This window comes from Stenotrophomonas riyadhensis, from assembly GCF_040256885.1.
GTDB lineage: Bacteria > Pseudomonadota > Gammaproteobacteria > Xanthomonadales > Xanthomonadaceae > Stenotrophomonas > Stenotrophomonas riyadhensis.
In genome coordinates this window covers 2,605,731-2,631,786 of the sequence record NZ_CP155568.1, presented here as the reverse complement: position 1 = coordinate 2,631,786, position 26,056 = coordinate 2,605,731, and the positions used below count along the sequence as shown (strand labels likewise).

25 protein-coding genes are annotated in these 26,056 nt (G+C 67.7%); 10 read left to right on the top strand and 15 right to left on the bottom strand.

Going from position 1 to position 26,056, the window contains the following annotated elements:
* Window positions 1–50: 50 nt before the first annotated feature.
* From SriyCCGPB3_RS12350 to SriyCCGPB3_RS12315, 8 genes are all read left to right on the top strand, one after another.
* Window positions 51–1,247, top strand: a complete 1,197-nt coding sequence (locus SriyCCGPB3_RS12350) for an MFS transporter (protein ID WP_180855587.1) — start codon at window positions 51–53, stop codon at window positions 1,245–1,247.
* Window positions 1,244–2,437: an isochorismate synthase gene (locus SriyCCGPB3_RS12345; RefSeq protein WP_180855586.1), complete on the top strand. Its 1,194-nt coding sequence runs from the start codon at window positions 1,244–1,246 to the stop codon at window positions 2,435–2,437. The genes SriyCCGPB3_RS12350 and SriyCCGPB3_RS12345 overlap by 4 nt, the downstream gene beginning before the upstream one ends.
* The gene (locus SriyCCGPB3_RS12340) at window positions 2,434–4,086 is read left to right on the top strand and encodes a (2,3-dihydroxybenzoyl)adenylate synthase (protein ID WP_248857836.1); all 1,653 of its coding nucleotides are present in this window, start codon (window positions 2,434–2,436) and stop codon (window positions 4,084–4,086) included. Before SriyCCGPB3_RS12345 ends, SriyCCGPB3_RS12340 begins: the two co-directional genes overlap by 4 nt.
* Window positions 4,086–4,718, top strand: coding sequence for an isochorismatase family protein (locus SriyCCGPB3_RS12335; RefSeq protein WP_350259326.1), 633 nt, complete (start codon window positions 4,086–4,088; stop codon window positions 4,716–4,718). The genes SriyCCGPB3_RS12340 and SriyCCGPB3_RS12335 overlap by 1 nt, the downstream gene beginning before the upstream one ends.
* Entirely contained in the window at window positions 4,718–4,975 is a 258-nt protein-coding gene (locus SriyCCGPB3_RS12330; RefSeq protein WP_049462779.1) for a phosphopantetheine-binding protein, read from the top strand. Before SriyCCGPB3_RS12335 ends, SriyCCGPB3_RS12330 begins: the two co-directional genes overlap by 1 nt.
* Complete coding sequence (locus SriyCCGPB3_RS12325) at window positions 4,972–8,862, top strand: enterobactin synthase subunit F (RefSeq protein ID WP_350259325.1); 3,891 nt, start codon at window positions 4,972–4,974, stop codon at window positions 8,860–8,862. Before SriyCCGPB3_RS12330 ends, SriyCCGPB3_RS12325 begins: the two co-directional genes overlap by 4 nt.
* On the top strand, window positions 8,853–9,611 hold the full coding sequence (locus SriyCCGPB3_RS12320) for a 2,3-dihydro-2,3-dihydroxybenzoate dehydrogenase (protein WP_350259324.1): 759 nt from the start codon (window positions 8,853–8,855) through the stop codon (window positions 9,609–9,611). Before SriyCCGPB3_RS12325 ends, SriyCCGPB3_RS12320 begins: the two co-directional genes overlap by 10 nt.
* A 178-nt stretch (window positions 9,612–9,789) precedes the next feature.
* The gene (locus SriyCCGPB3_RS12315) at window positions 9,790–10,236 is read left to right on the top strand and encodes an REP-associated tyrosine transposase (RefSeq protein ID WP_350259323.1); all 447 of its coding nucleotides are present in this window, start codon (window positions 9,790–9,792) and stop codon (window positions 10,234–10,236) included.
* A gap of 197 nt (window positions 10,237–10,433) precedes the next feature.
* On the opposite strand, the gene SriyCCGPB3_RS12310 is transcribed toward SriyCCGPB3_RS12315, so the two are convergent.
* The 6 genes from SriyCCGPB3_RS12310 to SriyCCGPB3_RS12285 all read right to left on the bottom strand — a co-directional run bounded on the left by SriyCCGPB3_RS12310 (window position 10,434) and on the right by SriyCCGPB3_RS12285 (window position 18,425).
* Window positions 10,434–11,894 carry an esterase-like activity of phytase family protein gene (locus SriyCCGPB3_RS12310; protein ID WP_350259322.1) on the bottom strand — a complete coding sequence of 487 codons (1,461 nt, stop codon included), beginning with the start codon at window positions 11,892–11,894 and terminating at the stop codon, window positions 10,434–10,436.
* Window positions 11,895–11,915: 21 nt separating this feature from the next.
* On the bottom strand, window positions 11,916–14,234 hold the full coding sequence (locus SriyCCGPB3_RS12305) for a TonB-dependent receptor (protein WP_350259321.1): 2,319 nt from the start codon (window positions 14,232–14,234) through the stop codon (window positions 11,916–11,918).
* A gap of 269 nt (window positions 14,235–14,503) precedes the next feature.
* Window positions 14,504–14,944 carry a DUF2894 domain-containing protein gene (locus SriyCCGPB3_RS12300; protein ID WP_343203054.1) on the bottom strand — a complete coding sequence of 147 codons (441 nt, stop codon included), beginning with the start codon at window positions 14,942–14,944 and terminating at the stop codon, window positions 14,504–14,506.
* A complete protein-coding gene (locus SriyCCGPB3_RS12295; protein WP_097047766.1) occupies window positions 14,862–15,500 on the bottom strand; it encodes an OmpA family protein in 639 nt (212 codons plus the stop codon). The genes SriyCCGPB3_RS12300 and SriyCCGPB3_RS12295 overlap by 83 nt, the downstream gene beginning before the upstream one ends.
* On the bottom strand, window positions 15,497–17,761 hold the full coding sequence (locus tag SriyCCGPB3_RS12290) for a DUF802 domain-containing protein (protein ID WP_350259320.1): 2,265 nt from the start codon (window positions 17,759–17,761) through the stop codon (window positions 15,497–15,499). The genes SriyCCGPB3_RS12295 and SriyCCGPB3_RS12290 overlap by 4 nt, the downstream gene beginning before the upstream one ends.
* Before the next feature lie 10 nt (window positions 17,762–17,771).
* The gene (locus SriyCCGPB3_RS12285; protein ID WP_350259319.1) at window positions 17,772–18,425 is read right to left on the bottom strand and encodes a DUF3348 family protein; all 654 of its coding nucleotides are present in this window, start codon (window positions 18,423–18,425) and stop codon (window positions 17,772–17,774) included.
* Between the two features lie 145 nt (window positions 18,426–18,570).
* Here SriyCCGPB3_RS12285 and SriyCCGPB3_RS12280 point away from each other — a divergent pair, with 145 nt between their 5' ends.
* On the top strand, window positions 18,571–19,491 hold the full coding sequence (locus SriyCCGPB3_RS12280; RefSeq protein WP_014037468.1) for a M14 family metallopeptidase: 921 nt from the start codon (window positions 18,571–18,573) through the stop codon (window positions 19,489–19,491).
* A gap of 50 nt (window positions 19,492–19,541) precedes the next feature.
* On the opposite strand, the gene SriyCCGPB3_RS12275 is transcribed toward SriyCCGPB3_RS12280, so the two are convergent.
* The 9 genes from SriyCCGPB3_RS12275 to SriyCCGPB3_RS12235 form a co-directional block, all read right to left on the bottom strand.
* Complete coding sequence (locus tag SriyCCGPB3_RS12275) at window positions 19,542–19,934, bottom strand: diacylglycerol kinase (RefSeq protein WP_008265627.1); 393 nt, start codon at window positions 19,932–19,934, stop codon at window positions 19,542–19,544.
* 82 nt (window positions 19,935–20,016) lie between these two features.
* Complete coding sequence (locus SriyCCGPB3_RS12270; protein ID WP_350259318.1) at window positions 20,017–20,643, bottom strand: hypothetical protein; 627 nt, start codon at window positions 20,641–20,643, stop codon at window positions 20,017–20,019.
* Between the two features lie 49 nt (window positions 20,644–20,692).
* On the bottom strand, window positions 20,693–21,223 hold the full coding sequence (locus SriyCCGPB3_RS12265; protein WP_248857821.1) for a nuclear transport factor 2 family protein: 531 nt from the start codon (window positions 21,221–21,223) through the stop codon (window positions 20,693–20,695).
* A 35-nt stretch (window positions 21,224–21,258) separates the two neighbouring features.
* Window positions 21,259–21,711, bottom strand: coding sequence for a hypothetical protein (locus SriyCCGPB3_RS12260; protein ID WP_350259317.1), 453 nt, complete (start codon window positions 21,709–21,711; stop codon window positions 21,259–21,261).
* A gap of 32 nt (window positions 21,712–21,743) precedes the next feature.
* Entirely contained in the window at window positions 21,744–22,325 is a 582-nt protein-coding gene (locus SriyCCGPB3_RS12255; RefSeq protein ID WP_350259316.1) for a hypothetical protein, read from the bottom strand.
* A 560-nt stretch (window positions 22,326–22,885) separates the two neighbouring features.
* Window positions 22,886–23,233 carry an RcnB family protein gene (locus tag SriyCCGPB3_RS12250; protein ID WP_032129966.1) on the bottom strand — a complete coding sequence of 116 codons (348 nt, stop codon included), beginning with the start codon at window positions 23,231–23,233 and terminating at the stop codon, window positions 22,886–22,888.
* A gap of 161 nt (window positions 23,234–23,394) precedes the next feature.
* Window positions 23,395–24,426: an ACR3 family arsenite efflux transporter gene (arsB, locus tag SriyCCGPB3_RS12245; RefSeq protein WP_350260376.1), complete on the bottom strand. Its 1,032-nt coding sequence runs from the start codon at window positions 24,424–24,426 to the stop codon at window positions 23,395–23,397.
* A gap of 14 nt (window positions 24,427–24,440) precedes the next feature.
* Window positions 24,441–24,944 (bottom strand): arsenate reductase ArsC, encoded by a 504-nt coding sequence (locus SriyCCGPB3_RS12240; RefSeq protein WP_350259315.1) that lies wholly within the window; start codon window positions 24,942–24,944, stop codon window positions 24,441–24,443.
* A gap of 15 nt (window positions 24,945–24,959) precedes the next feature.
* Window positions 24,960–25,289 (bottom strand): ArsR/SmtB family transcription factor, encoded by a 330-nt coding sequence (locus tag SriyCCGPB3_RS12235; protein ID WP_065723473.1) that lies wholly within the window; start codon window positions 25,287–25,289, stop codon window positions 24,960–24,962.
* A 17-nt stretch (window positions 25,290–25,306) separates the two neighbouring features.
* Here SriyCCGPB3_RS12235 and arsH point away from each other — a divergent pair, with 17 nt between their 5' ends.
* On the top strand, window positions 25,307–26,035 hold the full coding sequence (arsH, locus tag SriyCCGPB3_RS12230) for an arsenical resistance protein ArsH (RefSeq protein ID WP_350259314.1): 729 nt from the start codon (window positions 25,307–25,309) through the stop codon (window positions 26,033–26,035).
* The last annotated feature ends 21 nt before the right edge of the window (window positions 26,036–26,056 follow it).

Sequence of the window (26,056 nt, the reverse complement as noted above, 5' to 3'; positions counted from 1 at the left end):
GCAGGGTGCATGGGCACCCGGCGATCCCTTTCTGTTACGGCTGGTGTTCCATGCACGCACGTCCCGTCGTTCCCGGCTTGCCGGCGCTGGTGTTGGCAGCCCTGATCGGCACCATGGCGATGATGTCCTTCGTCGCCGTGATCGGTCCGGTGGTCCGCATGCTCGGCCTGTCCGAGTGGCATGCCGGCCTGTCGGTCACCGCCGCCGGCGTGCTGTGGATGCTGGCTGCGCGCCCCTGGGGCCAGCTCAGCGACCGCATTGGCCGCAAGCGCGTGCTGATGCTGGCGATGAGTGCCTATACCGTGGTCTACATCGCACTGGCGGTGTTCATCGACGTCGCCCTGCAGGCGGTGCCGCCGGTACTGGTGTCGGTGCTGGTGCTGGTGGGCGCGCGCGGCTTGATCGGGCTGTTCTACGCGGCCGTGCCGCCCACGGCTGCTGCGCTGATTGCCGACAAGGCACCGACCGGGCAGCGCGCCAGTTTCCTCGCCCGGCTGGGCAGTGCCAACGCGCTGGGCATGGTGCTGGGGCCGGCCGCTGCCGGCTGGCTGGCCTATACCAATCTTTCGCTGGCGCTCTACGTGGCCGCGTTGCTGCCGTTGCTGGCACTGGCATTGCTGGCGTGGCGGCTGCCAGCGACGCCGCCGGTGGTGGGTGCATCCGCGCAGCGCCGCGCGCCGATGAGCCGTCTCGACCCGCGCCTGCGCCTGCCACAGCTGGCAGCGTTCATCGCGATGGTCTCGGTGACCATCGCGCAGGTGACGGTCGGCTTCTTCGCGATTGATCGCCTGGGCCTGGATGCGGCTGCGGGCGCGCGCATGGCCGGCATTGCACTCACAGCGGTTGGCGTCGGCCTGATCCTGGCGCAGGCACTGGTGATGAAGCTGGAGGTGCATCCACGCCGCTGGATCGTCCTCGGCGCGCTCATTTCCGGCATCGGCTTCGCTTCGGTGGCGGGCGTGCAGCAGGCCTGGCAGTTGCCGGCGGCGTACGCGCTGGCCGCATTCGGCATGGGCTTCGTATTCCCTTCGTTCCAGGCGCTGGCCGCCGATGCGGTGGAGGCGCACGAGCAGGGCGCCGCGGCCGGCACGGTGGCGGCCGCGCAGGGGCTGGGCATGGTGGCCGGGCCGATGCTCGGCACGCTGTTGTATCGCGGCGGGCCAAGCCTGCCTTACCTGCTGGTCGGCGCGCTGTTGCTGTTGCTGTGCGCGCTGGCTGCAGCGCATCGGATGAAGGAGACCCCATGAACGATTCCCTGATGCAGGGCGCGTGGCCGGAGGCTGCGTCGGCCGCGCCGGAAAACACCGATGACGCGTCGCTGTTCCTGCTGCAGCATGCTGGCCAGCACGTGCACGCACGTGGTTGCCGGGCGACGCTGCCGAGTGGCGCGCTGGCGACCCTGGCTGAGCGTGTTGCGGAATTCTTTGCCCAGCAGCGCGGCGGTCCGGGCCTGCTGGTGGGTGCGGTGCCGTTCGAACCGCGAGCCGACGATGCGTTGTACCAGCCCGAGCGCCTGCTGCCGGCGCTGCCGTTGCAGCCGCAGGCGGCACCGGCGCTGCAGGGCGCGCTGCAGGCGGAGCCCGCAGCGCAGGACTATGCCGCCGCGGTTGCCGCGGCAGTGACGGCGCTGCGCGCGCCCGATCAGGATCTGCATAAGGTAGTGCTCGCGCGCAGCCTGTTGGCACGCACCCGCGCGGCGTTGTCTCCGGAGGTGCTGCTGGCGCGGTTGGGCGCGGATCCCTCGGTGGCCACCTATGCGGTGCCGCTGCCGGTGGAACTGGGGCAGGCACCGGCCTGGCTGGTCGGCGCAACACCGGAGCTGCTGCTGCGCAAGCGCGGCGTGCAGCTGCTGTCGCATCCGCTGGCCGGGTCCGCACGCCGCAGCGCCGATGCCATCGAGGACGAGCGTGCCGCGCAGGCATTGCTGGCTTCAACCAAGGACCATGACGAGCACCGCCATGTGGTGGACGCCATCGTCGATGGCCTGGCGCCGTACTGCAGCCACATCGATGCGCAGCCGCGCCCGGCCTTGCACGCGACCGCCAGCATGTGGCACCTGGGCACCCGCATCCATGCCACCCTGAAGGATCCGCAGACATCGGCGGCCGAGCTGTTGGCACAGCTGCATCCCACGCCAGCAGTCTGCGGTACGCCGCGGTTGGCGGCGCTGCAGCGCATCCGCGAGCTGGAACCTGTACCGCGTGGCTTCTATGCCGGCGCGGTCGGCTGGCTGGATGCGCAAGGGGATGGCGACTGGTACGTGGCGATCCGCTGCGCACGCCTGCAGGGCACGCAGCTGCGCCTGTACGCCGGCGCCGGCATCGTCGCCGAGTCGCAGCCCGAGGCCGAGGTCGCCGAAACCGCAGCGAAGTTCGCTGCCCTGTTGAACGCGCTGGGTGTCCATGAATCCGCGCCCGCCATCGAGCCTGCCGCATGACTACCTCCACTGATTCCTCCCGCCTGCCACTGCAGCAGGTATGGCCCGATGCGCTGATGGCGCGCTATCGCGAGGCGGGCCACTGGCGTGGCGAGACCTTCCCGGCGTTCCTGCGCGAGCGCGCGGAATGCTATGCGGATGACATCGCGGTGGTCGCTGGTGATGTCCGCCTGAGCTACGCGCAGCTGTGGCACGAAGCCGGACGCATCGGCGCGGGCCTGCTGGCACTCGGCCTGCAGCCGGGTGAGCGGGTGCTGGTGCAGCTGGGCAACACTGCCGGGTTCATCACCACCGTATGCGGACTGTTCCGTGCGGGCCTGGTGCCGGTATACGCGTTGCCGGCGCATCGCATCACCGAACTGGTGCACTTCGCCAACAAGGCCGAGGCCAGTGCCTACATCACTGCCGACCTGCACGATGGCTTTGATCATCGCGGGCTGGCGCGGGCGCTGCAGGCCGAGGTGCCGGCGCTGCGCCACGTGGTCATCGACGGCGATGCGGCGGAGTTCACCGCGCTGGAGGCGCTGCAGGGCGATCGCAGCGAGCTGCCGGCCGACCCGGACCCGCAGTCGGTGGCGTTCCTGCAGATCTCCGGTGGCAGCACCGGCCTGTCCAAGCTGATCCCGCGCACGCACGACGACTACATCTACTCGTTCCGCGCCAGCAATGACCTCTGCGGCATCGACCGCGACAGCGTCTACCTGGTCGCGCTGCCGGCCGCGCACAACTTCCCGATGAGTTCGCCCGGCTTCTTCGGTGCGCTGTATGCCGGCGCCCGCGTGGTGCTCAGCCCCGGTCCCGGCCCGGATGCGGCCTTCCCGCTGATCGCCCGCGAGCGCGTGACCTGCTGTGGCCTGGTGCCGCCGCTGGCGCTGCTGTGGGCGCAGGCAGCGGCAACCACTCCGCACGATCTGTCCAGCCTGCAGGTGCTGCAGGTGGGCGGTGCCAAACTGGTGCCTGAAGCCGCGCGGCGCGTGATCGACGGCCTGGGCTGCACCCTGCAGCAGGTGTTCGGCATGGCCGAGGGCCTGGTCAACTACACCCGCCTGGACGATCCGGAGGAACTGATCGTGGCCTGCCAGGGCCGGCCGATCAGCCCGGACGACGAAGTGCGCGTGGTCGATGACCATGACCAGCCGGTGGCCGAAGGCGAAGTGGGCCATCTGCTGACCCGCGGCCCGTACACCATCCGTGGCTATCACAACGATGCGGTGGCCAACGCGCGCTCGTTCACCGACGACGGTTTCTACCGCACCGGTGACCGCGTGCAGCAGCTGGCCGGTGGCTATCTGGTGGTGCAGGGCCGTGCCGGTGACCACATCAACCGGGCGGGCGAGAAGATCTCCGCCGAAGAGATCGAGGACCACCTGCTGGCCCACCCGGGTGTGTTCGACGCCGCCGTGGTCTCCATTCCCGACGAGTATCTCGGTGAGCGCAGCTGCGCCTTCGTGATCCAGCAGGGTGAGCCGATCAAGGCGCCGGCACTGAAGGCCTGGATGCGTACGCGCGGCCTGGCCGCGTTCAAGGTGCCGGACCAGGTCGTGTTCGTCGAAAGCTTCGATACCACCGCGGTCGGCAAGATCAGCCGCCGCGAACTGCGCGCGCAGCTGCGCGCGCGTCATCTGCAACAGACAGGAGGAACGCGCTGATGGCGCTGCCCCGCATCACCAACTATTCCTTGCCGACCGCTGCCGAACTGCCGCAGGCCCGTGGCCCGTGGCGCCCGCAGCGTGATCGTATTGCGCTGCTGGTGCATGACATGCAGCGCTACTTCCTGGCGGCATTCGACGCCGGTAGTACGCCGCTGCGGCCGGCGGTGGACAATATCGTGCGCCTGCTGGCGCATTGCCGCGCGCACGGCATTCCCGTGTTCTACACCGCCCAGCATGGCGACCAGGATCGCCGTGACCGTGGCCTGCAGGCCGATCTGTGGGGGCCCGGAATGCGCCGCAGCGCCGATCATGAGCCGATCATCGAGGCGCTGGCACCGCAGCCGGGTGAGCACGTGCTGGTGAAGCACCGCTACAGCGCGTTCCAGCGCAGCAACCTGGAGACGCTGATGCGGGTGCGCGGCCGTGACCAGTTGCTGGTGACTGGCGTGTACGCCCATATCGGCTGCACCGCGACCGTGGTGGAGGCGTTCCAGCGCGATATCGAGGCGTTCATCGCCGCCGATGCGGTGGCGGACTTTTCGCGTGCCGATCACGATCAGGCGCTGCACTGGATCGCGCGCACCTGTGGCGTACCGATGACCACCGATCAGCTGCTGGAGGTGCTGTGATGGCTGCCACGGGTGATGCGCTGGATCTGGAGCGGATGCGTGCCGACGTTGCGCGCGTGCTGGAGTGCACGCCGGCCGAGATCGGTGACGACGACAATCTGATCGACCTGGACCTGGACTCGATGCGCATGCTCGGCCTGGTCCTGGCCTGGGGCAACACCGGGTTGCCGCTGGAGTTCTCGCAGTTGGCCGAACACACCACGCTGCGCCAGTGGTGGGGTGTGGTGCAGAAGCTGCAGGCCGCGCAGAACGCATGAACGTCGCTGTGCTGGCCACGCCGGTGGCACTGACCGAGGCCCAGGCCGGACTGTGGTTCGCGCAGCGGCTGGCACCGGACAATCCGTCATTCAATACCGCACATGCGGTGTGGATCGACGGTCCGCTGGATGTGGCCGCGTTCGTCGCTGCGGCGGACCAGGCTGCGGGCGAGGCGCAGGCCTTTGCACTGCGCTTTGCCGAAGGGGCCGACGGCCAGCCGTTGCAGTGGCATGACCCGTCGCACGTGCCGCTGCTGTCGGTGCGCGATCTATCCGGCGAGACAGACCCGGCATCGACGGCGCGTGCCCTGATGCAGGCCGACCGGCTCAGCGCGGTCGATCCGACCCGCGACCGCATAAGCCAGCAGGTGCTGTTCGATCTGGGTGGGCAGCGATGGGTCTGGTACCTGCGCGTGCATCATCTGGCTGCGGATGGTTACGGCATGGCGCTGTTTACTGATCGCGTGTGCGCCTTGTATGCCGGTCGTACGGATGAGCCGCTGCCGGGGCTGGCGGGCGTGCTGGTCGATGATGCCGCCTATCGTGCTGATCCGCGGCGCGAGCAGGCCGGGCAGTGGTGGCGCGAGCAGTTGCAGGGCGCACCGGCGGGCGTGGGCCTGGCCGGTACGCTCGCGGCCAGTGACGACGCGCTGCGTTGGGTGCAACCGTTGGATGCGCCGTTCCGCGAACGGCTGCTGCAGACATCGGTACGCTGGTTGCAGCCGTGGCCGGATGTGCTGGCCGCGTTGTCTGCCGAGTATCTGCGGCGGATGAGCGCGGCCGATGAGGTGGTGCTGGGCGTGCCCTACATGGGGCGGCTCGGCAACGCATCGGCACGTGTGCCGACAATGGTGATGAATGTGTTGCCGCTGCGGGTGGCGGCCGGTGAGGGCAGCGTCGAGGCCTTTACCCGTGGCCTGGGCCGGCAGCTCAGCCAGGGCCGCAAGCACGGCCGTTTCCGCGGTGAGCAGTTGCGCCGGGACCTGGGCCTGGTCGGCGCGCAGCAGCGCCTGCACGGTCCGCTGGTGAATGTGCAGCCGTTCTACAAGCCACTGGCACTGACCGGCGTGCAGGCGACGCTGGAGGTGCTGTGCACCGGGCCGGTGGATGATCTGACGCTGGGCTTCCGTGGAGACGGCCAGCACCTGCTGGATCTGGAGATCGAGGCCAATCCCGCGCTGTACAGTCGCGAGGATGTCGAGACGCACGCGGCGCGGTTGCTGCATTTCGTGTCGGCGGCGCTGGAGGCTGAAGAGATCGAGGCCGTGCCGCTGGCCACCGTCGAAGAGGCGCAGCAGGTGGTGCATGGCTTCAATGCCACCGCGCATGCGCTGCCACCGACCACGTTGGTTGAACTGCTGCAGCAGGGCATGGACCGTGATCCGCACGCACCTGCGCTGGTTTTCGGTGACGTCGCGCTGGACCACGCCACGCTGGAGGCCCGCAGTTTCGCGCTGGCGGCACAGCTGCGGGCGATGGCGGTCGGTCCGGGCAGCGTGGTGGCGGTGGCGCTGCCGCGTTCGCTGGAGCTGGTGATCGCGCTGGTGGCGGTGCTGCGCGCGGGTGCCGCCTACCTGCCGCTGGACCTTGCCCATCCCGATGAGCGCCTCGCGCGTATTCTCGCCTCGGCGCAGCCGGCGTGCGTACTGGCTGCGGCAGAGGTATCGGCGCGCATGGACGGCGTGCCGGTGCTTGCCCCCGACCAATGGACCGCGCTGAGTTTCGCAGCACCGTGGGCCGATCCGGCGCCGGGCGATGCGGCCTACGTGATCTACACCTCCGGCTCGACTGGCGAACCCAAGGGCGTGGTCATCGAGCACCGTGCCATCGTCAATCGCCTGCTGTGGATGCGCGAGCACTACGGCATCCGTTCCGATGACCGTGTTCTGCAGAAGACCCCGGCCACGTTCGATGTTTCGGTCTGGGAATTCTTCCTGCCGCTGCTGTGCGGCGCGACGCTGGTGGTGGCGGGTCCGGACGCGCATCGTGATCCGACCGAGCTGGCGCGGCTGATCCGCGCGCATGGCATCACCACGGCGCATTTCGTGCCGTCGATGCTCGATGCCTTCCTCGCCGCACCGGCCTCCGAGGGTCTGCAGCTGCGCCGCGTGTTCACCAGTGGCGAGGCGCTGGACGCATCGCTGCGCGATCGTTTCCATGGGCGCGTGCAGGCCGAACTGCACAACCTGTATGGCCCGACCGAAGCGGCAGTGGACGTGAGCTACTGGCCGGCTTGGGCGCAGGACCGCTCACGGCCGGTACCGATCGGCTTCCCGGTCTGGAACACCCGCCTGTACGTGCTGGATGCGCGGATGCAGCCGCTGCCGGTGGGCGTGGCTGGTGACCTGTACCTTGGCGGCGTGCAGCTGGCACGCGGCTATCTCGGCCGCGATGACCTGACCGCCGAACGCTTCCTGGCCGATCCCTTCCTGCCAGGGGAGCGCATCTACCGTACTGGCGACGTGGCGCGCTGGCGCAGTGACGGCGCAGTCGAATACCTGGGCCGTAGCGACCACCAGGTGAAGCTGCGCGGCCTGCGCATCGAGCTGGGCGAGATCGAGGCGGCACTGCGTACGCTGCCGGGCATGGAGCGGGTGGAAGTGCTGCTGCGCCAGGATGCACCCGGTGATGCCCGGCTGGTGGCCTATGTGCCAGCGGCGCTTGCCGATGCCGTGATGCTGCGCAGCCACCTGGCCACGCGCGTGCCGGACTACATGGTGCCGTCGGTGTTCGTTGGCGTGGATCAGTGGCCGGTGACCGCCAACGGCAAGCTCGACCGCACCGCCTTGCCGAAGCCGCCGCAGAACGAGATTGCCGGACTGGCGCCGCGCACGCCGCTGGAACAGGAACTGGCAGTGCTGTTCGCACAGGCGCTGGGCCGCGAGGCAGCGGTGGCAGTGGATGCGGACTTCTTCAGTCTCGGCGGCGACTCGCTGTCCGCGGTGCACCTGCTGCTGGCCATCGAACAACGCTGGCGCTGTAACCTCGGCCTCGGTGCCTTGTTCGCGCAGCCGACCGTGGCCGCGTTGGCGACGCGCATTGCCGAGCCGCCGGCGCTGGCCGACCACGCGTTGGGCCCGGTGATCTCGTTGGCTGCCACTGATGCTGACAGGCCCACTCCGTTGTTCGTGCTGCACCCGGCCGGTGGCATCGCCTGGAACTACCGGACGCTGGCGCGCGCCCTGCAGCCGGCACGCCCGGTGTATGGCCTGCAGTCGCCCGCGCTGGATCCGAAGCAGCCGTTGCCATCCAGCATCGAAGCCATGGCCAATGACTACGTGCAGCGGGTGGTCACGCTGCAACCGAAGGGACCGGTGCATCTGCTGGGCTGGTCGGTGGGCGGCATCCTCGCCCAGGCAATGGCGGTGCGCCTGCATGAGATCGGGCGCGAAGTCGGCGAACTGGTGCTGCTCGACGCCTATCCCAGCGAATGCTGGCGGGCCGAGCCGGAACCCGATGCCATCGCCGCACTGCGTGCGCTGCTGGCGATTGCCGGCCATGACCCGGATGCACATCCGGAGCTGGACAGCCGTGAACGCATTCTCGGCTTCCTGCGTCGCGGTGGTAGTGCGCTCGGCAGCCTGCCGGATGTAGTGCTCGATGGCGTGGTGCGTGCGGTGACCGGCACCAACCGGTTGATCCGCGAGCACATCCACCAACCGTTCGACGGCACGCTGGTGCACGTGCGCGCTGGCCGGGATCATCAGGCGCGGCCGCAGCTGCAGTCGGCACTGTGGCGCACGCACGCGCGCAAGGTGCAGGCGCTGGAACTGCCGTTCCTGCATGCCGAGCTGACCGGCCGCGATGCGGTGGCGCAGCTGGCACCGTGGTTGTCGGCGCGCCTGCGCCACTGGGATGAGCAACAGGAGATCGCAACATGCAGTTGACCGGCTTTGAAGGTCGCGTGGCACTGGTGACCGGTGCCGCCGGCGGCATCGGCGAGGCACTGGTAGGGCTGTTGGCCGAGGCCGGCTGCACGGTGGTGGCAACCGACCGCGAGGCGCCTGTGGTAGTGGATGCACGTGTGCAGGCGTTTGCGCTCGACGTGACCGACAGCGCAGCGGTGGACGCCCTGGTGGATCGTGTGGAAGCCAGCATTGGGCCGATCGGTCTCGCCGCCAGCGTGGCGGGCGTCCTGCATGTGGGAGCTGTTACGGAGACCACCGATACCGATTGGCGCCGGGTATTCGCGGTCAATGCCGATGGTGTGTTCCATGTCGGGCGTGCGCTGGCGCGGGTGATGTCACCGCGAGGTCAGGGTGCGATCGTCACCGTCAGTTCGAATGCCGCCGGCGTGCCGCGGCACGGCATGGCCGCCTACGCCGCGTCCAAGGCTGCTGCCACGATGTTCACCCGCTGCCTCGGGCTGGAACTGGCGCCGCTGGGCATCCGCTGCAACATCGTCGCCCCGGGTTCAACGCTGACCCCGATGCAGACCGGCATGTGGCAGGACGCGCATGGCGCAGAGCGGGTGATCGCCGGCAGCCTGGAGACGTACAAGGCCGGCATCCCGCTGCGCAAGCTGGCCACCCCGGAAGACATCGTTCATTCGGTGATGTTCCTGCTCTCCGAGCAGGCCGGGCACGTGGCGATGAGTGACCTGTACGTGGACGGCGGCGCCACCCTGCGCGGGTGAGTCCTGTCGATACCGGCCGGCAACCCTGGCCCCGGTAGTGCCGGCCGCTGGCCGGCAACCCATAGTTCCCGGTAGTGCCGGCCGCTGGCCGGCAACCTCATTCAACTTCAGACATCTCCGAACATCCATCGAGGCATGGCCTGACGTTCAACGCGCAATGATCGCTCCACCATGGGGCATGAGCAGCCACCGCCTCCGCCTGGGCCGGCGTTCCATTGTCGGTCAGGTCTACGTTCTGACAGCGACGACACATCAGCGCCGCCGGCTCTTTGAAAGCGAAGCTGCAGTGGCATGTGTAATCGACCAGTTCCATTACATCGAACGTCGGGGGCTGGTGCAGTCACTCGCATGGGTCGTCATGCCGGATCACGTCCACTGGATGTTCGAGCTGCGTGCAGCTCACCTTCCAGACATTGCGCGCCGAATGAAGTCGTCAAGCGCGCTTGCCCTGAATCGCCTGGCGGGGCGTCGAAGTACGGTATGGCAGCCTGGCTACTTCGATCATGCAGTGAGGGCTGAGGAGTCGCTGGCGCGGCAAGCCCTGTATATCCTGGGGAATCCGGTGCGCGCTGATCTTGCCGGGCAGATTGGCGAGTACCCACATGCGTGGTCGGTCTGGGCGTGATGCCGGCCAGCGGCCGGCACTACCCGTTGCGGTGAGGGCTGAGCAGGCGCTGTACATCGTGGGGAGTCCGGTACGCGCAGGTGTTGCTGGGTAGATTGGCGATTATCCGTATGCGTGGTCGGTCTGGGCGTGATGCCGGCCAGCGGCCGGCACTACCAGGCTTTTGAGCGAGACGGTTGCGGCAATACACGTTGCAGTCAGGGCAGCGTCAGGCGGTAGACCAGCACACGGTTGTCGTTGTCGTACGGGCTGTCGCAGGATTGGCCCTGCATGCGGCAGTGGCGGGCGATGAAGTCGTTGTCGTTGCCGATCAGCAACAGCACGTCGTTGGGATGCTGCGGGTCCAAGGCAGGCAGCACGTCCATGGCTTCCCACTTTTCCGAGAGCAGACCGGCATGCGGGCCGCGCTTGGTGTCCAGGTCAAGGCCGGCACGCGCGAGCTGCGGGCGGTCGAGCAGGTTCAGCAGTTCATCGCTGCGTGCGGGCACGATGCCGGCCTTCAACGTGGTGTCCGCCGCATCAGCCAGTACCGAGGTCGTGCCGGTTTCATAGGTGCTGCCGGCCAGGTTGCTGGCTTCGGCCACATCCACCAGCAGCACCGACTTGAAGACGATCGGGTCGTCGCCATCCTTGCCCAGACCGTTGCCGTCGCGGGCCAGCAGCAGGAAGCGGTGGGCATCCAGCGCGCGCAGCTCGCTCTGCGCGGCAGTGCGGTCCAGCTTGCCCTTGCCGTCATGTGCATAGGCGGGCAGGGCCATCACGTAATGGCCGATCGGTTGCTGTGGCGTCGGCGAGGCCGTCACGTCGTAGACCAGCACGCGGGTGTTGATGCGTCCGGCCGCATTGCCCTGCGCGCTGTCCTGCAGCGTTGCACTCTGCAGGGCGACAAACAGGCGGCTGCCGTCGGGTGACAGGCCCATGCCTTCCACGCCCTGGTTGTTGCGGCGGCCGGTCTGCGGTGGCGCCAGTGAACCGAAGGCGGGCTTGCCATCTCGCTGCGGACGGATCGCCGGCGGCGCCACGATCACACCCTGCAGCTGACCCTGCGCATCGAAGTAGTAGACGTTGGCGGTGTACTCGTCGCCGATGTAGAAGTGGCCATCGGCGGTAAACTGCAGCGATTCCGCATCCAGCGAGACCTTGCCAGCGCCTGCGCCGCTGGCCGGCGAGGGCAGCACCACATCGCGCTGGGTGATCGTGTGCTCACCCGGGTCAGCACCGGTGAACGGCTGCCCCTTGAAATCCTTCAGTACCACGCCCTTGTCGGGCACCATCGTCAGCGCGCCGAGCGCACCGGGCTTGCCTGGGGCAATGTCGATGCGCAGCTGCATGCGCTCCACGCGGCCGGCGTAGTCGTAGAACAGGCCGGCCTCGGGATCATTACGACCGCGGTCGGGCAGGGTCCAGAGCACGCCTTCGTAGCCGCTGGCGGTGCGCTTCCAGGTGCCGGGCTGCACCGCCAGCGACGAAAACGAGCCCAGCGTATCGCCGAGGAAGTCCACCGTGCCCGCGGGCAACCGTCCGGCAGCGACCAGGCCCTTGTCCACATAGGTACGACCGCCCAGCTGCAGGGTGCGCGGTGGTGCACCCGTTGCCTCATGCGGAGCGGAGTATCCGCTGGCGGAGAGGGTGGCCAGCAGCAGGGCGGTCATGAGCATCAGCGGACTCCGGGCGGTCGATCAGAAGCGAAGGTCGATCGTACCGAACACCTGGCGCGGTGCCGAGGCATGGAACACATACAGCTTGCCGGCCGGGTCGCTGGGCGCGAACACGCTCGAATCCAGGTTGCTGGCGTAGCGCTTGTTGGTCAGGTTGGTCACGTTGAACGAGAGGCGCATGCCTTTGGCGAAGCCGACCTGGCCGAAGTCATAGCCACCGGCGAGGTCGAATACGGTGAAGCCGCCGAAGCCCTGGTCGTTGGTGTAGGTGTAAAAGCGCTCGCCGGTGTACTTGCCACGCAGGCTGGCGAACCAGCCGTTGTCGCGCCAGGTGATCTCGGTGGCCAGCAGCTGCTTGGGCGTGTCGGTCTGGATCCTGCCCTTGATCTGCTGCTCGACACCGGCCTGCACGTAGTTGGAGGCGTAGGTTGAACGGTTCAGCGAGGCCGAGGTGTACCAGCTGAAGTGCTCGTTCGGGGTCCACAGCACGGTCAGCTCGGCACCGCGGCTGTCGACGCCGCCGACGTTGTAGAAGCGGTTGCCGCAGGTCGGGCCGACCGGCTGCCGCGAGTCACAGGGGTTGTACTGCAGCAGGCGGTTGTCGAAGCGTACGCTGTAGGCCGCGATCGAGGCCTGCAGGGTATCGGTGACGAAGCGGTAGCCGGCTTCGAGTGAGCGTGACTCCTCCGGCTTCAGGTTGCCCTGCGCATTCCAGGTGGCCTGGCTGACCGCCTGCGGGCCCAGCTTGAAGCCGCCCTGGAACATGGCGATGTTCTCGGCATAGCTGGCGAAGATCTCGTGGTGCTCGGCCAGGCGGAAGTTGGCGCCGATGCTGGGCAGGAAATTCTTGCTGGCCTTCAACGAACCGGTGGCGAACTGGTTGTTGGAGGTCGGCGAGATCGGCGTCTTCGCATCGCCCGGCAGTGCTTGTGCATCGGAGGTGGCGTACAGGCTCTTGGCGCCGAACTCCAGGGTCAGGCGGTCATCGAGCAGGCGCCAGGTGTCCTTCAGGAAGAACTGGTGGGTCTTCCAGCGGGTGCGCTGGGCGAACACGCCCACATCGGAGGGCAGGGTGTTCATGCCACTCAGGTCACGCGGGCCGTCCACGGCGGTCTGGTAGCGCTCGGCGCTGCTGGTATTGCGCTCGTACCAGACGCCGCCTTCGATGCGGTGCGCGCCCAGCTCCCAGTCGAACGACAGCGTGCCGCCGTCGCGGTCGATGGTATAGATGGTGTTGCGGAAGATGATCGGAATCTCCTGCGCGGTGCCCTTGTTCGACCACGCGCCGCTGTTCCAGTTGTGGCCTTCACCACGGTCATCGTGGTGGTAGGCCAGCGCCCGCAGGCTGAAGCCATCGGCCAGGAAGAAATCGCCGGCCAGGTAGTACAGGTTGTCATCGCGCAGGATCTGGCCGGCGGTGAAGGCACCGTCGGCATCCTTGTCCGGGCCGCTGTTGTCGCACTTCTTCGCATTGAAGCTGGCGGTGTTGCAGTAGGCCTTGGCCACCGCCCTGTTCCAGTCCGGCGCGTAGCCGCCCCAGTCCCAGCCCAGGCCGCGCGACATCTCGTCCTTGGACAGGTAGAAGTAGTCGGCCTGGGTGGTGCGCGAGGTATCGACGAAACCGGTGATCTGGCCGCGGCCGAAGTTCCACACGCCCTTGGCGTTGAACTGCTTGGTGGTGGATTTGTTGTAGGCGGTCTGGTCGTTCCACAGATCGGAGACGGCATTCATGCCGGAGACGTAGCCGGAGAAGCCGTTGTACTCGCCGCTGTCCACGCGCACGAAGGTGCGGCGGTTGGCATCGCTGCCGAAGGTCTGCACCACGCGGCCGCCGAGTTCCTGCGCCGGGCGGTCGGAGGTATAGGAAATGGTGCCGCCGAGGTTGCTGGTGGACGGCGTGCCGAGGCTGCCGATGCCCACCGCCAGTTCGGCGCCGGCCATGTTCTCGCTGATCAGCGCACGGTTGACGGTCAGGCCGTTGTAGTTGTTGTACGCGCCATCGCCCAGCGGCACGCCATCCAGTGTGTAACCGAGACGGGTGGAGTTGAAGCCGCGCAGGCTGAGGGTCATCGACTGCTCGTTGGTGCCCAGTGCATCGGCCGACTGCGCGTTGACGCCCGGAAGCAGGTTCAGCGTCTTCTGCAGGCTGGTGCCTGGCGGCAGGATGTCGAGGTTCTCGCGGGTGATGCGCTGCACCTGGCGCGCTTCACCGCTGCTGATCACAGAGACTGCATCGAGGTTGGTCGCGGAGGGCGTGCTGGAGGTCGGGGCAGCATCCTGCGCCCAGGCCGCGGGAGCGAGCGCGATCGACAGCGCAGCGGCCAACAAAGTCTTCGTCATGTTACGGACACTCAGGCAGGTACGAGCCACCGCACGGGCGCGGAGCTCATGGAGTTCAGAAGGGGAGAGAACCGATGCGACCAGCGGGCGCTGCAGGCGCCGTGGGTCAACGTGAAAATGGTGCGCTAGACAGATGACTGTCTGGTGACATGTTCATTCGTTGTGAGGCGCCTACCACGACGGGTAGTGCCGGCCGCTGGCCGGCAGCCACGTGGACCCATCTGGCAATGTGCAGCTGCCGGCCAGCGGCCGGCACTACCAATCGGTGTTCAGCGCGGCTTGCGCGTGCGCTTCGGCTTCGCGGTATCACCGCCGCTGGCGGCGCCATCCTGCAGCGCCTGCAACCAGGACAGGGTGTCCACGTAGTCGATGAAGTGGCGCAGGTAACCGGGGCTCGTCGACTGCATCGTGTCCAGCATGCGCTGCACCAGCACCGCCGAGTTCAGCGGGCCGCCGTCGGCGGGGGCTTCGGTGCGCAGCGAACGGCGTACCTGCAGCTCGCTGCGCAGCTCCGACCACTCGCGCTGCACCTGCTGCAGCATCGGCACCTGCGGGTAATGCGGCAGCGAGCGCGACCCCGCATCGAGGTCGCGCACCAGTGCGCGCAGGCCCTCCAGTGCGGGCGGCTTACTTGGCATCCGGGGCCCTGGGCTTGGGAATCGGCGCGATTTCCACGCGACGATTGCGCGCGCGGCCGTCTTCGCTGGCATTGGAGCTGACCGGCTGCTCGCTGCCGAACGCGGCGGCGAACACCGCGTCGGCCGGTACGCCATCGGCGATGAGGGTGCGGGTCACGGTCAGCGATCGCTGTGCGGACAGCTCCCAGTTGTCGGCAAAGCGACGGTTGCCTTCGCGCACCGGCGCGTCATCGGTGAAGCCGCTGACCATCAGGATCTCTTCGCGCGTGCCCAGGTAAGCGGCCAGCGGTGCGGCCAGGCTGCGCAGCAGCTCCTGGCCTTCCGGCTGCAGCTGGTCGGAATTCAGCGCGAACAACACGCTGCCACTGATGCCGATGCGGCCATCGACCAGGGTCACGCGACCGGCGGCCAACGGGCCGGCCAGCGCCTGTTCCAGGGTCTGCAGGCGCTTGGCTTCGGCCTGGCGCTGCTTCACTTCCTGGTCCAGCCGCTGCGACAGCTCCAGCTGCACGGCGACCACACCGACCAGTATCAGCACGAACGCACCCAGCAGCACCGACATCAGGTCGCCGAAGGCGGCCCAGATCGGGGCGTGTGAGCCGCCGTCGACCTCCAGCTCGTCGCTCATGCGCTGCCGGCCTTGCCGCGGCGCGCGGCCAGCTGCTGCAGTTCTTCCATCACCTGCTTCTGCGACAGCAGACTGAGGTCGACCACCTCGCGTGCCTGCGCCACGTAGTAGGCCAGTTGCTCGTCGCTGCGGGCCAGCGAGGCATCCAGTGCGCCGCCGATCTGTTCCAGGCGGCCGGACAACTCGGTGGAGGCGCTGCCGAACTGCGCAACCGCATCGCCGAAGGCGCCAGCCAGCTGGCCGACGTCACCGGCGCTGCCGCTGAGCGCTGCGGCAATGCCATCCAGCTTGCCGGTCTCGGCGGCGATATGGTCGGTGAAGCGGTTGCCGACGCGTTCCAGCAGCTCGGCCGAACCACCGACCAGCGCGTCCACGGCGGTGCGCTGTTCGTGCGAGGCATGGTTGATCGCATCGAGCAGGGTCTGCACGGTGGCCAGCAGCCGGCCGCGTTCTTCCAGCATCGCGTTGTCGCGCACCAGGCTCTCGGAGAGCGTGCTGCGCAGCTCGTTGATGACGTCGGCGGCGGCCTTCGGTGCAGCGGCCGCGGTCTGCAGCAGGGTGGACACTTCCGCCAGCGTGGCGCTGGCCTGGGCGCGGCCGTTCTCGCCGATCTGCTGTGCGGTGGCCGCCAGCGTGTCGCAGACCTGCTGCTGCTGCGCGGCCAGGCGTTCACCGTTGGCGTGTAGGCGCTCGGCCAGATCGGCGGAAACGTGCTGCAGGGCATCGCTCCAGCGCTGCAGGCGCTGTTCGTCGCCGGCCTGCAGCTGGGCCTGCAGCGCGGCGTGGGCCTGCTGCAGTTCGGCACTGACCGCATCCCAGCGTGCCTGGCGCTGCTGCTCGCGGCTGTCCAGGCGGGCCTGCAGTTCGGCGTGCGCGGTGGCGGCGGCGGCCTGCGCGGCCTGCCACTGCTGCGAGCGCTGCTCTTCATGATCCTGCAGCAGCGCTTGGCTGGCGCTGTGATGCTGTTCCAGTGCCTGCAGCAGCGCCTGCGCACGCGCGTCCAGGTGCTCGCTGGCGGCCAGCAAGGCCTGCTGCTGGCGTTCGACCAGCGCGGTATTCAATGCCTGCTGCTGTTCGGCAGCGGCGCGCCAGGCCTCGGCATTGCCGCTGGCATCGGCCTGCAGGCGCTCGCCAATGCGCGCGACCAGTGCTTCGGCCTGCGTGCCCTGGCCATCGCTGAAGGCCTGCAGGTGCTGGCGCAGATCACTCACCAGCGCCTGTTGTGCCTGGGCCTGCTCGCTCACCACCTTGGCCCAGCTGGCTTCGGTGGCGACGCGGCTGCGCTCGAAACCGTCGCTCAGGCCAGTCAGCTGCTGCTGCACCGCCTGCTCGACACGCGCATGCAGCGCCTCACCATGGTGGGCCAGGCCGGCCAGCGTGGTCTCGGCCATCGGCTGCAGCGCGCCACCGATGGCGGCGGCGCTGGCCTCGGCACCTTCGCGCAGCGACTGCTGCAGCGAGACCGCCAGGCGTTCCTGCAGCGCCTGGCTCTGGGTCAGGAACTCGGCCTGGCCGGCCAGCAGGCGCTCATTGGCGGCCGCACTGTGCTGTTCGAAGGTGCTGGTCATCGCCTGCAGGCGGTCGACCAGCGCCGGCAGCGCGGCAGATTGTGCCTGCAGCAGGCGCAGCGATTCGGCGCGCTGCCAGGCCTGCGAGTACGGGTGCAGGTCGCCGGCAATGGCACGGTCCAGCTGCTGCACGGCCTGCAGGCGGTCACGGCGCAGCAGCGCCGCCAGCAGGCCGAGCATGGCCGAGCTGGCCACACCGGCGATCGAGGTGCCGAATGCCACGGCCAGGCCCTGCACGGGCGAGGCCAGCGAGCCGCGGATGGCGGCCATGTCGGTCGCGCTCTGCAGGGCCAGGCCAGTGCCGCGCAGCGTGTCCATCATGCCGAGCAGGGTGCCGAGCATGCCCAGCAGCACCAGCAGGCCAACCAGATAGGGAGTCAGCACCGGCGCGGGCAGGGCGGTGCGCTCGCCTTCCACGCGCAGGCGCACGGCGTTGCGCAGGCCCATCGGCACGCGCTCCAGCCAGGGGGCCAGGCTTTCCTTCGCGCTGGACAGGTCACTCAGCGCGCTGCGCAGGCCGTTGCTGGCCTGGCGGTAGCGGTACAGCTCCACGCCACCGGCGATGTAGCAGGCCGCGATGATTGCCGCCACCGCTGCACCCAGCGGATGCACCGAAACGTAGCCAATGCCGATCCAGCACACGGCCAGCAGGCCGACAAGGAAAACAACGACATGGAAAGCAGTTCTGGACATGGTGTTCCGGTCAGTGGGAGCGCAGGGCGTCTTGCAGCCCTTCGATCGGGTGGAAGCGCAGCTGCAGCTCGGCAAGCAGCAGGATGCGCATGTCATGGCGGAAGGCCGCGCGCCAGCCGGGCTGGCCGTGCACGCGTTCAAAACGGGCGCCGAGCACCGCCGGCGCGGTGGCCAGCAGGCTGTGCTCGCGCGGGGTGAGGGTCTGTTCCATCACCGCATCGACCTCGGCCAGCCGTGCCAGCTCGGGCGAAACCTGCACCAGCTGGTCGCGCAGGCGGCCGCGCAGGCGCCCGGTGGCGGTCTGGATCGCCTGCTGCAGCACCCGGTAGCGCTGGCGCAGCGAGGCGAAGTTCGGTGCGGCGGCGGCTTCGGCCAGGTCCAGCAGGCGCTCGGCCTCGGCATCCTCGCTGATCGAGGCCAGCAGGCTGGCATGGGCCTGGGCGCAGTCGTCCAGCACATCCTCGGCCGCTTCGGTGGCCTCACCCGGCTCGGGCAGGCGCCCGCCCAAGGCCCCGGACAGGGCCACGGCACGGCTCCAGTCCACCCACTGGCCGAGGCGATCGGTCAGGGCGGGACTGCTGGCCGGCATCGCGCCGTCGCTGAGACGGGCGAGCAGGCGGAGGAATTCCGGTCCACCCAGGACCGGCTGCGCTGCTTTCGCCATCAAGGGGTGAGGGGCCAAAAACCGTTGATTTTACAACCAGATGACCCGGCCTGGATGAAGGCGGGGCGGGGGGAGGGGACCCGCAGGCGCGACAAGGCTTAGAATGACCGGCTGCACCCATCCCGTTCGACCCTTGGAGTACCTAATGACTGTTGCGCAGTTCTACCCGATCGGCACCCCCGGACAGCCCTGGGGCGACGCGGAACGCGCACAGTGGCGGGCCCGCCAGCAGCGCCAGCGCAGCTACCACGACGACGTGGTGGCCGCCCTTGAACGCCTGGACGACAGCTTCGATGTGATCCAGTACGGCCAGTTGGACTATGCGCCGGACCATTACCCGCTGTTCGCCGTGGTCAACCACGACTGGAACCCGGCGCTGCCGACCGCGCTGATCACCGGCGGCGTGCATGGCTACGAGACCAGCGGCGTGCATGGTGCCCTGCAGTTCCTGGAGCAGCAGGCCGAGCGTTACCTGGGCCGGCTGAACCTGATCGTGGCGCCGTGCGTCAGCCCGTGGGGCTACGAGCGCATCCAGCGCTGGAACCCGGATGCCATCGACCCGAACCGCAGCTTCCGTGACGGTGGCCAGATCGAAGAGGCCGCCGCGCTGATGCGCTGGGTGGCTGAGCGCAAGCCGAACCTGCTGGTGCACCTGGACCTGCACGAGACCACCGACAGCGACCTGCACGAGTTCGATCCGGCGCGCTGCGCCCGCGACGGCAAGCCGTTCGAGCGCGACACCATTCCGGATGGCTTCTACGTGATCGGCAACAGCGAAGACCCGCAGGCCGAGTTCCAGAAGGCGTTGATCACCGCCGTCGCCCCGGTCACCCATATCGCCCCGGCCGACGCCGAAGGCAACCTGGTCGGCCTGCCGCTGCAGTCACCGGGCGTGGTCTGGGGCGAGTCGCGCTCGATCGGCGCCTGCGCCGGCTTCACCGACGCACGCTTTGCCACCACCACCGAGGTCTACCCGGACAGCCCGCGTACCAACCCGCAGGAATGCAATGACGCCCAGGTGGCAGCGGTATGCGCGGGTCTGGATTTCGCCCTGGCCGCCCAGTAACGCATCAGCGCAGGGTAGCGTTGGGTCACATCCGGCGGCTGGGGTGTGACCTAGCCCAGCAGGATCACGCCCCACACCGTGCCGACCATGAGCAGCGCGGTGGTCTGGGCGGCGCTGCCCATGTCCTTGGCGTTCTTGGACAGCGGGTGGTGGTCCAGCGAGATACGGTCGACCACCGCTTCGATGGCCGAGTTGAGCAGTTCCACCAGCAGGCTGATGAAGCAGACGGCCAGCACCACGGCCCGCTCGATCGTGCTGATGTCCAGCACGAAGGCCGCGACCATCAGCAGTGCATGCAGCAGCAACAGCTGCCGGAAGGCCGCTTCGCCACGGAAGGTGGCGATGAAGCCGTCGCGCGAATGGATCAGCGTGTGGAAGATGCGGCGAAGGCCGGTCTTGCCATGCGGGTACTTGCCGCTGTCCCTGGGGTGAGGTGGCTGCATGCGGGTTCTGCCATGAATTGACCTCACAACAGGATGTGCAGGCGGGCGTCGGGAAAGCGTCGGACGCCCGTTGGATTTTCCTTCAGCCGGCCTGGCGCTGTGCCTGGATGGCCTGGTCGAGGGCATCCAGATCGTCGGTCGGCGAGGCCAGCCATGCCGGGTATGCCTCGGTCTCGATGAAGGCGGAGGAACGCAGCACATCATCGAACGCTGGATTGTCCTTCTGCGGATGGCGCAGCAGGCCCGACATCAACCCGCAGATACGGACTGCGGCCTGGAAGGCGCCCTGCAACGAACCGGCCGGCTCGGTCACCGTGTTGAGGAAGGTCGCATAGGCCGGGCCATCGAACACGAAATCCTCGCGGTTCTTGAACGCTTCGCCGCTGAGGTTGGCTTCGCCGGAGACGTGCCGAGAAAACCCCCAGGACCAGATGTCGAGGAAACGCAGTTCATCCAGCATCCGGCGCGCATCGTCATCCAGTGGAACGGCACCGGACAGGGCGTGTTCCAGCGTCACCGCCGCGAAGGGCTCGGTGCCCTGGTGAGCCAGGAAATCGCTCAGGCAGCGCAGCGCACCGGGATGATGCGGGTCCAGTTGCAGCGCCCGATAGATCACGCGGGCGCCTTCCACATGGCGGCCCTGGGCGATGAAGATGTTGAGCGCGTGGTGGGCGAGCTGGTCGGCGTTGAGGTCGGCAATCCGGGTCATCGGGTCTGGCTGGCATGGACGAACGGTGGGCACCAGTCTGACAGATCACTCATTCGGCCGGGCTGCGTGAATCGCGGATCGAATAGATCACCGAGAAGATCTTCCAGCCCTGTTCGGTGCGGATCAGCTGCCACATTTCCTTGCCCCAGTTGGTCTTCACTCCATCGTCTTGGAAGCTGTAGTCAAACGACACCGAGGCCACATCGCCATCCGTCTCGATCTTCGTGTTGGAGAATGTCTCCTCCTTCGGTTTCGGCGACGCAACGACGCCGTCGATCAGCGCGATGAAGTTGTTGGTGGGAATCCGCCGTGCCTTGATCGCATCGGGCTTGGCCTTGCGGATGTCCTGCAGGCGCACATCCTCGGAGACAAACTGCCAGCCGATGTCTTCCGGTTTGTCGGAGAAGAACAGGCCCATGTAGGTCGGCTTGTCCTTGTTGATCAGCGAGGTGCGGAAGGATTCGACCACCTGTTCGATCGCCTTGACGTCGGCGGGGGTGTTCTGCGTGGCGTAGGCCGGCAGGCACGCCGGGAGCAGAAGGGCGAGGGCGGCGAAGCGTGCACGTGCGTTGGGCATCATGGCGTCCTGGGGAGGAGTGAGGTGGCGCTAACGCATCACCGCGCGTAAGTTCGCCAGAAAAGCACGTGGTCTTCGGTCCTGTTGATGGCGACGAAGACCGATTTTCCGGATTCTGGCGCGCAGCGAAAGACGCGGTACGACGCGCTGAGCGTCGCGTTGCCAGGCCACCAGTATCGATCGAACGCAACAGGATCGCTGTCGCCGGACGCGGTCGCTTGGCAATCGGCAGGCAACTTCAGCAGCACCACACGGGGCTTGGTGAACGCCAGCGCGCTGGTGTTTGAATCCAGATCGTGTACTTCACGCAGGTTGGTCGCTTCGTGGGGCACCCAATCGGGAATCCATCCCTTGTTCACCATGTCGGCGTCGATGGCCTGCTGCAGGGTGTCGAACGAACTGTCCATCACCAGTCCGCAGGCGCTGAGCGCCGTGCAGACCGTCAATGGAAGGATGGATCGCATCCTGGTCCAGTTGGCGAGTGCAAACATCGTCCTTGCGTCCCCGTGGAATGCCGTCGGACCTATCGGGTCAGCGCGTCGAACAGGCGATTCCGGTCCGCATCGCTCATCGACCAGCTCTGTCCGAGCGGGGCCATGCGAACGGATTCGGTCCGGCCGCAGGCCCGGTACTGCCAGGTTTCCGAACCATCGGGCTGGGCTGTCACGTCGATGCCCTCCAGGCGTGCGCACTGCAGCCGGGCCAGCGCCATCGGCGCGAAGTGCAGCATGTAGTGCTGCACCCGGTCGGCCGGCATTGCCGTTCCGGCAGGCAGCGGATGAGCCGGGCCATATCCGGCGAGCAGGCCAACGCAGGTCGCCGCGGCGGACAAGGTATTGCGACCGAAGGCGCGGGAGGCATCCCGCTCCACGCCTTTTTCCAGCGCCTTGCCTTCCTTGCTGCCGGCATAAGCCTCGGCCGCCTGCCGCTGCGCAGCGTCGAGCGTCGACAGCCAGTGCTGGCGGCCCTCCTGCAACTGCAGTTCCAGGCCGGGCAGCGTCTTCTGGCAGCGCGCGGCGATCGCCTGTGTCTGCACGAAGTCCTGGCTGCGATCACCGGGCGTTGCAGCCGGTGATGCGGCCGCCGCGGCGGCCGTGAGGGCCATGCAGGCCATGACCAGGCCACATCGCATTCCATTGCGCATCCTGCACCTCATGGAGAGTTTGACGGCGCACGCTAGCACGGATGCCGGGCGGCGCAACAGGCCGGTGCCGGCCTGTCCGTGGCGTACATTGCCGGTTGTTCGGCGATCTCGGCGAGGCATTGCCATGCGCTTGCCTTGGTCCCGGTCGGGGCGGGCAGGGCACAGGTCATTCTGGCGCCGGGGCAACCTGACGTGGTGGAGCACGCCGGTATTCCCTTTACCTGTTATGCAAACAGTGGATGCAGTGGTCGCTGTGCGCAGCGATGGTGGTATGAGAACCGGTTGGGCCTGGATACCGAAGCCTGGTCGGTGGAGCTGGATGCTTCTGATCGCGTGCTCGCAACGTCGCGCTGGACATCACCGTAGGCTGTTCACACGGGAGATATCCATCCGCCTGCTCTTTGGTGATCGGGCTCTTTGCCGCGGTGTTGATGTGCGGGAACATCTCATTGCGGCCCAGCATGAATGCCGGGCCGCATCGCAGGGGTAATTCGCCGCGTGTGGAGATGCTGCAAGTCGCTTCAGCGATGCAGCGCGTCGATGATCAAGCCGGTGGCGATCTCCACCAACAGGTACTCGTTATCGGACTGGCGCACCCAGCGCCGGTCGCGGCCCGGCTCGCGCAGGTGATAGCGCGCGTAGTCGTCCACCCAGTAGCGGCGGTCCACTTCCGCCCATGGCAGGCGCTCGCCGCGACGCCAGGCCTTCTTCTGCCAGCCTGGCGGCGGTGCATCACGGTTGTGCGGGCCACCGGCGTGCGGCGGTGGCCCGTTGCCGCGCGCATGGTGCGGCGGATCAGCGAAGGCGGGTGCCGCGGCCAGCGCGGCAGCCGTGGTCAACGCAATGGCGAACAAGCGTGCAGTGTTCATCGCAACCTCGGGGCCTTGCCGCTGCATGCGGCGTGGTGCTGCGGAGTATGGATCAAGGAATGTGAACGGACTTCTGAACTGTCACCTTCGCAGCAGGGCGCTTTCCACTGCGCTGCAACTGGCGGCTCGGGCGCGACGCCGCCGCCTCCGGCATGGCCGCCTCAAGCGCGCTCGCGCGCCTCATACCAGTTGCGTGAGCGGTTCACGATCTTCACCACCGAAAGCATCACGGGCACTTCAATCAGCACCCCCACCACCGTAGCCAGCGCCGCGCCGGAGTGGACACCGAACAGGCCCACGGCCGTCGCCACCGCCAGTTCGAAGAAGTTGCTGGCGCCGATCAGTGCCGACGGCCCGGCCACGCAGTGCGCCACATCCAGGCGCCGGTTGAGCAGGTACGCCAGGCCGGAGGTGAAATAGACCTGGATCAGGATCGGGACCGCGATCACCGCAATCACCAGCGGCTGCTGCACGATCTGCTGGCCCTGGAACCCGAACAGCAGCACCAGCGTCAGCAGCAGTGCCGACAGTGACAGTGGCCCCAGCCGGCGCAGCGCCGCCTGCAGCCCGGGCTGGCCATGGCGTGACAGGATCCAGCGCCGCAGCAACGCGGCCACCAGCACCGGCGCCACGATGTACAGGCCGACCGACAGCAGCAACGTATCCCACGGCACGGTGATGGCCGACAGCCCCAGCAGCAGCGCCACCACCGGCGCATAGGCCACCACCATGATCGCGTCGTTCAGTGCCACCTGGCTCAGTGTGAAGTTGGCATCGCCGCGACACAGGTTGCTCCACACGAACACCATGGCCGTGCAAGGCGCGGCGGCCAGCAGGATCAGGCCGGCGATATAGCTCTCGATCTGGCCGGCGGGCAGCCAGTCCGCAAAGACGTGGCGCAGGAAGAGCCAGCCCAGCAGCGCCATCGAGAACGGCTTCACCGCCCAGTTGATGAACAGCGTCACCCCGATGCCTTTCCAGTGCTGCCCCAGCTGGCGCATCGCACCGAAATCCACCCTCAGCAGCATCGGAATGATCATCAGCCAGATCAGCACCGCCACCGGAAGGTTGACCTTGGCCACTTCAGCCGCCGCCAGGGAGGCGAAAGCAACGGGCAGGAAGTGCCCGAGCAGCGTGCCGACGATGATGCACAGCGCGACCCAGAGCGTCAGGTGGCGCTCGAACAGGCCCATGGGTGCCGCTGTGCTCATGGCGTGCGCGCTGCCGGCAGCAGGTGGCCGATCTGGTCCAGTGCCCGCTGCAGCATTCCGCGGTCCTGCCACACGTGCCCGGGCAGCGCCAGCAGGGCCAGCACGCGTGCCTTCACGATGGCATGCGCGCGGGCGAAGGCGGCGGCCTTGTCGGCATCGCTGCCCTCTGCCTCGGCCGGGTCCGGCAGGCCCCAATGGCTGCGGATGAAGTCACCGAACACCACGGGGCAGGCTTCCGCTGCCGCCGCATCGCAGACGGTAATCACCAGATCCATCGGAGCCGCGTCGGCGAACTCATCCCAGGATTTGCTGCGCAGTCCCGCGATCGGGATGCCTTCTGCGCGCAGCTGTGCAAGCGCGAACGGATTGACCTGGCCGGTCGGGTGGCTGCCGGCACTGTAGGCCGTGAAGCGGTCGCCGCCCCATGCGCGCAGGGTGGCTTCGGCCAGCACGCTGCGGGCGCTGTTGCCGGTGCAGAGAAACAGGATGGAGCGGGACATGGTGGCGTTTCCGAATCAGCAGCTGCAGGGATTGCCTGACGGGGTGCATTGTTCGCTGGGCGAACCGGCGCAGCAGTTGTGCGTGAGGTACTCGATCAGGCCGGTCATTGCGCTGAAATTCGCGCGGTAGCAGACGTGGCGGCCCTGGCTCTCGCTCTCGACCAGGCCGGCCTGTACCAGTTCCTTCAGGTGGAAGCTGAGGGTGGCGGGAGGAACCTGGAGCGCTGCGGCGATGTCGCCGGCCATGCGACCCGCCGGGCCGGCTTCGACCAGCAGGCGGAAGGCTGCCAGGCGGGTGGCGTGGCCGAGCGCGGTGAGCGCAGCGATTGCATTTGATGTTTCCATATTTCTAGAATAGTCGAATGAATGAGTCGACCACAAGTCCTTCGCTGCCCCATCTGAGGGCAACCTCACTTCCCCAGCCGGATCACCAGCGGTTGGCGGCCGAACGCCAGGGGCCGCCACGCATCCTGCTGCTGTACGGCTCACTGCGGCCGCAATCGTTCAGCCGCAAGCTGGCACTGGAGGCCGAACGCCTGCTGCAGCATCTGGGCTGCGAAACGCGCGTGTTCGATCCACATGCCTTGCCGCTGCTGGACAGCGTGGACAAGGGGCATCCGGAAGTGCAGCGGTTGCGCGAGTGGTCGCACTGGTCGGAAGGACAGGTGTGGGTCAGCCCGGAGCGGCACGGCACGGTGACCGGCGTGTTCAAGAACCAGATCGACTGGCTGCCACTGGAAGACGGCAGCGTGCGGCCGACCCAGGGCAGGACGCTGGCGGTGATGCAGGTCTGCGGCGGTTCGCAGTCGTTCAACACGGTCAATACGTTGCGGGTACTGGGCCGCTGGATGCGCATGCTGACCATTCCCAACCAGTCGTCGGTGGCCAAGGCCTGGCAGGAGTTCGACGAAGACGGACGGATGAAGCCCTCGCCCTACTACGATCGCGTGGTGGATGTGGTCGAAGAACTGGTGAAGTTCACGCTGCTCACCCGCGGCCGCGCGGACTACCTCGTGGACCGTTACAGCGAGCGCAAGGGCGATGCGTTGGCGGCGGAGCTGGCGCAAGCGGCGGGAGCGACCGGCGTCTAAGGCGGGTGCCGAATCGCGTGC

Excerpts from the sequence above, each read along its gene's own strand:
- SriyCCGPB3_RS12350 (WP_180855587.1), top strand. The coding sequence starts at position 51 with ATGCACGCACGTCCCGTCGTTCCCGGCTTGCCGGCGCTGGTGTTGGCA.
- SriyCCGPB3_RS12345 (WP_180855586.1), top strand. The coding sequence starts at position 1,244 with ATGAACGATTCCCTGATGCAGGGCGCGTGGCCGGAGGCTGCGTCGGCC.
- SriyCCGPB3_RS12340 (WP_248857836.1), top strand. The coding sequence starts at position 2,434 with ATGACTACCTCCACTGATTCCTCCCGCCTGCCACTGCAGCAGGTATGG.
- SriyCCGPB3_RS12335 (WP_350259326.1), top strand. The coding sequence starts at position 4,086 with ATGGCGCTGCCCCGCATCACCAACTATTCCTTGCCGACCGCTGCCGAA.
- SriyCCGPB3_RS12330 (WP_049462779.1), top strand. The coding sequence starts at position 4,718 with ATGGCTGCCACGGGTGATGCGCTGGATCTGGAGCGGATGCGTGCCGAC.
- SriyCCGPB3_RS12325 (WP_350259325.1), top strand. The coding sequence starts at position 4,972 with ATGAACGTCGCTGTGCTGGCCACGCCGGTGGCACTGACCGAGGCCCAG.
- SriyCCGPB3_RS12320 (WP_350259324.1), top strand. The coding sequence starts at position 8,853 with ATGCAGTTGACCGGCTTTGAAGGTCGCGTGGCACTGGTGACCGGTGCC.
- SriyCCGPB3_RS12315 (WP_350259323.1), top strand. The coding sequence starts at position 9,790 with ATGAGCAGCCACCGCCTCCGCCTGGGCCGGCGTTCCATTGTCGGTCAG.
- SriyCCGPB3_RS12310 (WP_350259322.1), bottom strand. The coding sequence starts at position 11,894 with ATGCTCATGACCGCCCTGCTGCTGGCCACCCTCTCCGCCAGCGGATAC.
- SriyCCGPB3_RS12305 (WP_350259321.1), bottom strand. The coding sequence starts at position 14,234 with ATGACGAAGACTTTGTTGGCCGCTGCGCTGTCGATCGCGCTCGCTCCC.
- SriyCCGPB3_RS12300 (WP_343203054.1), bottom strand. The coding sequence starts at position 14,944 with ATGCCAGCGAAGACGGCCGCGCGCGCAATCGTCGCGTGGAAATCGCGC.
- SriyCCGPB3_RS12295 (WP_097047766.1), bottom strand. The coding sequence starts at position 15,500 with ATGAGCGACGAGCTGGAGGTCGACGGCGGCTCACACGCCCCGATCTGG.
- SriyCCGPB3_RS12290 (WP_350259320.1), bottom strand. The coding sequence starts at position 17,761 with ATGTCCAGAACTGCTTTCCATGTCGTTGTTTTCCTTGTCGGCCTGCTG.
- SriyCCGPB3_RS12285 (WP_350259319.1), bottom strand. The coding sequence starts at position 18,425 with ATGGCGAAAGCAGCGCAGCCGGTCCTGGGTGGACCGGAATTCCTCCGC.
- SriyCCGPB3_RS12280 (WP_014037468.1), top strand. The coding sequence starts at position 18,571 with ATGACTGTTGCGCAGTTCTACCCGATCGGCACCCCCGGACAGCCCTGG.
- SriyCCGPB3_RS12275 (WP_008265627.1), bottom strand. The coding sequence starts at position 19,934 with ATGCAGCCACCTCACCCCAGGGACAGCGGCAAGTACCCGCATGGCAAG.
- SriyCCGPB3_RS12270 (WP_350259318.1), bottom strand. The coding sequence starts at position 20,643 with ATGACCCGGATTGCCGACCTCAACGCCGACCAGCTCGCCCACCACGCG.
- SriyCCGPB3_RS12265 (WP_248857821.1), bottom strand. The coding sequence starts at position 21,223 with ATGATGCCCAACGCACGTGCACGCTTCGCCGCCCTCGCCCTTCTGCTC.
- SriyCCGPB3_RS12260 (WP_350259317.1), bottom strand. The coding sequence starts at position 21,711 with ATGTTTGCACTCGCCAACTGGACCAGGATGCGATCCATCCTTCCATTG.
- SriyCCGPB3_RS12255 (WP_350259316.1), bottom strand. The coding sequence starts at position 22,325 with ATGGCCCTCACGGCCGCCGCGGCGGCCGCATCACCGGCTGCAACGCCC.
- SriyCCGPB3_RS12250 (WP_032129966.1), bottom strand. The coding sequence starts at position 23,233 with ATGAACACTGCACGCTTGTTCGCCATTGCGTTGACCACGGCTGCCGCG.
- arsB (WP_350260376.1), bottom strand. The coding sequence starts at position 24,426 with ATGGGCCTGTTCGAGCGCCACCTGACGCTCTGGGTCGCGCTGTGCATC.
- SriyCCGPB3_RS12240 (WP_350259315.1), bottom strand. The coding sequence starts at position 24,944 with ATGTCCCGCTCCATCCTGTTTCTCTGCACCGGCAACAGCGCCCGCAGC.
- SriyCCGPB3_RS12235 (WP_065723473.1), bottom strand. The coding sequence starts at position 25,289 with ATGGAAACATCAAATGCAATCGCTGCGCTCACCGCGCTCGGCCACGCC.
- arsH (WP_350259314.1), top strand. The coding sequence starts at position 25,307 with ATGAATGAGTCGACCACAAGTCCTTCGCTGCCCCATCTGAGGGCAACC.